Raw genomic sequence first — 6,000 nt, 5'->3', positions numbered from 1 at the left:
TGGTGTGTACCTCCCCTCGGGGTGTCGGGCCGTCGTGTGCGGCCGTCCGTTCTGCGCCGTCCCCTGCGAGCCTCAGAGCGGCCCGGTACCCAGGAACGGCAGGCTTTCGAGGCTGCGGTCGCGGACCGCGGCCAGGGCGAGGAGCACCCCTGCGGCACCGGTCGCGAGGTCCGCGGAGAACCGCACCCCTCCGCTTCCCGGAACCCGCAGCAGGCCGTCCCGCTCCACCAGGTGCAGTGACAGGTCGCGGGCGTGGTGGGCGACCGACTCCCCCGCGTCGTCGAGGCGGTGCTCCAGGGCGACCATGGCCAGCAGGGCACCGGACCGTCCGGAGAAGACCCCCGCGTCGGCCATGAACCGCACCCGGGCCCCGGCCACCAGGCCCGGCACCGCAGCACGCAGTGCCGCGTCGTCCCGGTGCCGCAGCACGGCGTCCGCGGCGAGGGCGACGCCCAGACCGCCGGTGGCGAGATACGGCAGACGCCGCTTCCCGTCCACCGCCTGCAGGGTTCCCGAGGTGTCCCCGGTGCAGCGGGCGAGGTCGCGGTGGACCGCCCGCGCCGCCAGGTCGAGCCAGGCGGACTCGCCGGTGGCCTCGTACAGCCTCGTCAGGAACACGGCGGGACCGCTCCAGCCGCGCATCAGTCCCGCGGGCAGGTTCTCCGTGTGCGGGCTCGGGAGGAGTTCCTCCCGAATCCGGTGGGCCGCCCGGTGCGCCAGGCCGTCGAGCCGCTCGTCGCCGAGCACGGGGCCGAGCGCCAGCGCGGCCAGGCCCATTCCGGCGATACCGGAGAACAGGGAGGGATCGGTGGTGACTCCGATGTCCCTGACCAGCGGTGCCAGTTGGGCACGGGCCGCCTCGTGGTGCCCGCGCAGCGCCCAGTACCAGGCGAGTCCGGTCAGCCCGTCCCACAGGCCCGGTGAGGCGAGGGCCGTGTCCGCGCGGCGGGAGAAGTCCAGCAGCCAGCGCTCGCAGGCGGCGGGCGGCTCGTGCCCGGTCGCGTGGAGGGCCCACAGGACCCCGGTGGCACCGTGGGCGAGACCGGCCGGGCCCGCGGTGTTCAGGTACTGGTCCGGGTCGCCGGGGAACAGCCGGTCGCTGCGGGCGGGGTCCGCCATGGCGGCGAGCGAGCCGGCGAGCGGGGCGATCAGGTCGAGCGGGCCGGTCCCGTCCGCCGCGCCGGGCGCGGCACCCGTGCCCGGCGCGGGCCCGCGGCCGACGCCCTCCGAGGAGTCCGGCCCCATGGTCCGCAGGGTGTCGTCGAAGTAGCCCTCGGGCAGGCCGAACCAGTCGACCGCGGTGGCCGCGTGCACCGCGGCCTTGCCCGGGTCCAGTGCGTACAGGGGCGCCAGCGGGAGGAACAGCCAGAGCTTCAGCACCGCGAGGGCGTGGCGGTCGCGCGCCTCGGCGGTTCCCGTTCTCGGTGCGAACCCCGGGTAGGCCAGCGGCGGAGGCTCCTCCTCGTCCAGGGCCGCCGACATCTCGAAGTCCAGCAGCCGCACCGTGAGGTCGTCGTCCACCACGATGTTCCCGGGGTGCAGGTCGCGATGGGCGAGCCCGTGGGCGTGCACGTCCGCGACGGCGGCGGCGACCCGTGCCAGGACCCGCTCGGCCTGCTCGCGGTAGCCGTCGACCTCCCCGGCGGCGGGGGCGTGGCGGATGAACGGATGGCGGCCCGCCACCCAGTTCTGCAGGTTCACTCCCTCGGCCTTCTCCAGCGCGAGGTAGTGGTGCTCCCAGTACCGGAAGGAATCGAGGAGGTCCGGTACGGCCGCCACCCCGGCCAGTCGCCTGAGGACTCCGTCCTCGTGCCGTGCGCGGTCGACCGCGTCGCGGCCGTCCCGGTCCACACCGGCGTGCGACCGGGCCTCCTTGAGGACGACCTCGCGTCCCGTCTCCTTCCGGCGGGCGGCGTACACGCCTCCGCCGTTGGAGAACTGCAACGCACGCTCCACGGCGAACGGGAAGGGCTCGTCCGGCTCGGGGGTGCGCAGAGCGTCCTGGATCTCGACGGGGGGCGAGATCCAGTCCGGCAGCCGGAAGGGAACCGACCGCGGATCATGGACCAGTTCACCCTCCGGGCCGCGCATCGCGAGGACGCGACTGCCTGCCGGTGTGTAGGTGTACTGGCTGGTGAAGGCGCCGTAGCGCAGGTAGACGGGACTGCCCTCGCGCCAGCGCCGGTCGCTGAGGACGTACGGGCCGTGGCGGCCGGCCAGCAGTCCATGCAGTGCGTCCAGCGCCGGGACCAGGTCCTTCTCCGGGGGGTAGAGGGCGATGAACTTGCCGCTCGCGGCACGCGGGGCGAACTTCAGGCCGTAGGCCCGGAGGATCGCGCTGCGGGAGAGGAACTTGAAGGCGAGCCCGCGGTCCAGGCAGAACGCGGCGACCTCGCGCAGGACGTCGGCGGCGTCCTCGGGCCGGGCGGACACATGGATCTTCCAGCCCTGGTCCGGCAGCCGCGCTCCGGTGCGCCGCAGGTGGCACCACGGCCCCTTGAGCGTCCTGGTCCAGCCCTCCCGCTCGGGCACCAGGGCCGCGAAGTCCAGGTCCCCTTCCGGGCGCCACCGCTCCGGGGGTTCGAAGTAGTCGGGATCGGCGACGGAGAACAGCTCGCCCGCCTCACGCATCCCCGTCCCCTCCCCCGGCCGCGGCGGCGGACCCGGCGGTGGCCGCGGTGCCGCGACCGGTCCGGGAGCGGTCGGCGTCCAGCGAGGTGGGACCGCCCTCGGCCAGGTAGGCGTGCAGCATGCGGCGCGCCCGCTCCTTGTCGGCCTCCGGCACGGAGGGCACGTACTTCAGGCCGTCCAGGTGCTCGCTCCTCTTCAGCTCGGCCTCGTACTCGGAACGGAGCATCGACCACACGGTCGCGTCGTGGTACCGGCCGTCGACGTAGTAGAAGTCGCGCAGGACGCCTTCGAGGACGAAGCCCCCGCGCACGAGGGCGGGAAGCGTGTAGGCGTTGAAGGCGCCGGTGGTCAGCTGGACCCGGCGGGCGTCGTACGTCATGAAGAGGATGTCGACGAGCCGGATCACCGCCTCGCCGCCGAAGGCGCTGCGCCAGCGGTCGGGCTCACCGACGATGACGGCGATCTCGAAGGACTGGTGGCTTCCGCGCCGGCGCCAGTTGACGAAACCGAGGGCGTCCCCGGTGTTGTCGTATATGACGCGGAAGGAAAGGCTGCCGGAGTAGTGCGCGGCACGGATTTCCTCGGGGCTGGCCATTTCCCGCGCGTCGCCGCTGAGGGCGGTTCCCGGCGAGTCGGGCGCCAACCATGCGGCGATCAGGTCGAAGTCGTCCGTGGTCGGCGGACGTAAGCTGATGAATCGCCCCTGCACTAGTTCCCACTCCCCCGTCGTCCCGAATGCCAGAGACTCGGCCCCGAGTCACTTGAGTCACTTGAGTCACTCTGCGAGCCGATGAAGAACCTAGATCGCCGCGTTCTTCGCCGTCAACCGCGAACCACGGAAGTCGAACACGGCCGGTATCCCGACTCGAAATGGCATTGACAGTCGGCATTGCCGCTGGTGACGTTGAGAGCAGTAGCCTGCGGGGCCATGACGGAAACAGGGCAGTTCCCGGGGACCCCCTCATTGGCATTCGTCGGTGCCGGTCCGCGGACGACGGGCATTCTGGAACGCATCGCCGCCAACTTCGACGCCCTCTGGCCCGGGGGGCCACTGCGGATCGATGTCGTGGACCCGTTCCCGCCCGGGGGCGGACGCATCTGGCGGCCGGACCAGCCGGTGTGGATGCTGATGAACTCCCGGGCGCGGGACGTGACGATGTTCACCGACGAAAGCGTCGAGTGCACGGGGCCGATCACCGCCGGTCCGACGCTCTTCGAATGGGCGGCCCGGCACGGCGCGGCGGCCTCGGCACGGGAGGCGGCCGCCGCGGTGGAGGCGGGCGCCGCGGTGGAGGCGGCCGCCGAGCAGAGGCCCGCCGCCCCTTCTCTGGTGACCGAGGCCCGCTCGCTCGCACCGGACTCCTTCCCCAGCCGGCGGCTCGCCGGCGCGTACCTCGCCTGGTGCTTCCGCCGGGCGCGGGAGGCGCTTCCCGCGGACGTCGAGGTCCACGACCACCGCGCCGCGGCGGTACGCCTGTCGGACGAGCCCGACGGACGGCAGCGCATCAGCCTCTCGGACGGAGGGTCCCTCCTCGCCGACATCGTGGTCCTCGCACAGGGGAACGTGGACGGCAGCATGGACACCGCACAGCGGAGCCACGCCGCGTTCGCGGCCCGGTGCGGCGGGGCCCACCTGCCGCCGGGCTGCACCGCGGACGTCGACCTCTCCGCGCTCCCGCCCGGCGCCGACGTGCTCGTCTCGGGCCTGGGACTGGCGTTCGTCGACCTCATGTCGCTGATGAGCGAGGGCCGAGGGGGGAGGTTCGTCCGGGACCGCGAGGGCACCGTGCGCTACGAGCCGTCGGGCGCCGAGCCGGTCCTGTGGGTCGGCTCCCGCCGGGGCGTGCCGTATCTGCCCAAGACCGGTGTCCGGCTGCGCGGCGCGGATCCCGGTCCGGTCCGGTTCGCCACCGTGGAGGCCTTCAAGGCGGCGCTGTCCCGCGACACCGTCAAAGGCCCGGCCTCCGACGCGTCGGCACCCGGGACGGCCCCGGACCTGTGGGCACTGACCGCCAAGGAGGTCGGCTGGGGCTACTACCGGGAACTGTTCACCGGGCACCCCGAGCGCACCGGGACGTCATGGGCGGCGTTCGCGCAGGTCTACGCGGAACTCGACTGGGACAGCCCCGAGCTGCACTCCCTGGTCCACGGCTCGGTCCGGGCGGCGGACCGTCTGGCCCTCGACACGCTCCGGACGCCGCTGTCGGGCAGGAGCTTCCCGGCGGGTGGCGAACTCGACGCCTGGATGCGCCGCCATGTCCGCGCGACGGTCGACAGGGCGACGCTTCCCGGCCACAGCCCCTGGGCGGGGGCGGCACGTTCACTGTTCGAGGCGGGCAACCAGCTCGCCGAACTGCTGGTGTCGGACGGCGACAGGCTCACTCCGGGCGCGGAGCGGGCCCTCGGCCGGATATCCGAGTTCAACAGCTTCTTCTCGTCCGGGCCGCCGCCGTTCCGCCTGGAGCAGCTCATGGCGCTGTCCCGGGCCGGCCTGGTCCGGTTCCTCGGGGCCGGTCTACGGGTGCGCGCCGACGCTTCGGCGCACACCTTCACGGCCACCTCCGACTCGCTCCCGACCGAGCGTCGCGCCACCTGCTTCGTCGAGGCGCGGCTGGCCGCGCCGGACGTGCTGCACGGCGGGGACCGGCTGCTCCGGGCGATGATCGCCGAGGGCCGGGCGACGGTACGCCGGTCACCGGGCGCGGAGAACGCCTCGCGGCTGGTGGCGGGGGAAGGCGACTACCGGGTGACCGAACCGTCCGGGCGTCCGCATCCGCGCCGCTACGCGCTCGGCGCGTTCGCCACGGGAGGCAGCCTCGGATCCTTCTCGGTCCCGGGTACCAACGCACCGTTCTTCCGGCAGAACGACGCCCTGGGGCGGCGCCTGATCAGGCAGCTCCGCTCGGCGGCCCGCTCGTGAAGCGCCCGCCCCGGCCGCGTGGCGCCGACGGCCGGGGCGGGCGGTCCGCCCTCGCTCGCCGCTATTTCCGGGCGACACCCTTGTAGAGGCCGTACACGACCTCCAGCGCGCCCAGCGCCATCAGCACGACGCCGAGCTTGGTCAAGGTGACCACCGGCGTCTCGATGTCCCCGGTGAACTGCCAGAGGACCAGGCCGATGACGAAGGTTATACCTCCACCGGTCAGTGCCTTGGAAGAAGAATTCATCTCACACCCTCCTACCCCGTGTGTCGGATCGATATCTCTTGTTTCGCGGGGACCGCGGACACTCTGTCACGGACCGCGGGCATTCGCATACTTGACCTCCACCGCGGGAGACGGTGAAAATCCGATGGCCAAGGAATGCGATCGCTTTCCATGCCGGCAGGCACGGAAGAACCCGATGCCTTCCCCTTCACGCCGCCCCGCT

The 6,000-nt window shown here is 72.8% G+C and carries 4 protein-coding genes; 1 reads left to right on the top strand and 3 read right to left on the bottom strand.

Translation table 11 applies throughout. From position 1 onward, the window contains the following. Nucleotides 1-72 precede the first annotated feature (72 nt). Together lanKC and ACGF15_RS15940 are read right to left on the bottom strand one after the other, a co-directional pair. Nucleotides 73-2,631, bottom strand: coding sequence for a class III lanthionine synthetase LanKC (gene lanKC / locus ACGF15_RS15945; RefSeq protein ID WP_392799480.1), 2,559 nt, complete (start codon nucleotides 2,629-2,631; stop codon nucleotides 73-75). Beyond that, complete coding sequence (locus ACGF15_RS15940; protein WP_345616347.1) at nucleotides 2,624-3,340, bottom strand: GNAT family protein; 717 nt, start codon at nucleotides 3,338-3,340, stop codon at nucleotides 2,624-2,626. The genes lanKC and ACGF15_RS15940 overlap by 8 nt, the downstream gene beginning before the upstream one ends. A 219-nt stretch (nucleotides 3,341-3,559) precedes the next feature. Here ACGF15_RS15940 and ACGF15_RS15935 point away from each other — a divergent pair, with 219 nt between their 5' ends. Next, nucleotides 3,560-5,551: an FAD/NAD(P)-binding protein gene (locus ACGF15_RS15935; RefSeq protein ID WP_392799476.1), complete on the top strand. Its 1,992-nt coding sequence runs from the start codon at nucleotides 3,560-3,562 to the stop codon at nucleotides 5,549-5,551. Between the two features lie 61 nt (nucleotides 5,552-5,612). On the opposite strand, the gene ACGF15_RS15930 is transcribed toward ACGF15_RS15935, so the two are convergent. After that, nucleotides 5,613-5,798, bottom strand: coding sequence for a DUF5708 family protein (locus ACGF15_RS15930; RefSeq protein ID WP_345616345.1), 186 nt, complete (start codon nucleotides 5,796-5,798; stop codon nucleotides 5,613-5,615). Between the last annotated feature and the right edge of the window lie 202 nt (nucleotides 5,799-6,000).

Source organism: Streptomyces sp. NPDC048001 (assembly GCF_043203115.1).
Taxonomy (GTDB): domain Bacteria; phylum Actinomycetota; class Actinomycetes; order Streptomycetales; family Streptomycetaceae; genus Streptomyces; species Streptomyces sanyensis.
This window is presented reverse-complemented; position numbering and strand designations above follow the sequence as displayed.

What these genes read in the sequence shown, in the direction of transcription:
- lanKC (WP_392799480.1), bottom strand. Translation starts at nt 2,631, where the DNA reads ATGCGTGAGGCGGGCGAGCTGTTCTCCGTCGCCGATCCCGACTACTTC.
- ACGF15_RS15935 (WP_392799476.1), top strand. Translation starts at nt 3,560, where the DNA reads ATGACGGAAACAGGGCAGTTCCCGGGGACCCCCTCATTGGCATTCGTC.
- ACGF15_RS15930 (WP_345616345.1), bottom strand. Translation starts at nt 5,798, where the DNA reads ATGAATTCTTCTTCCAAGGCACTGACCGGTGGAGGTATAACCTTCGTC.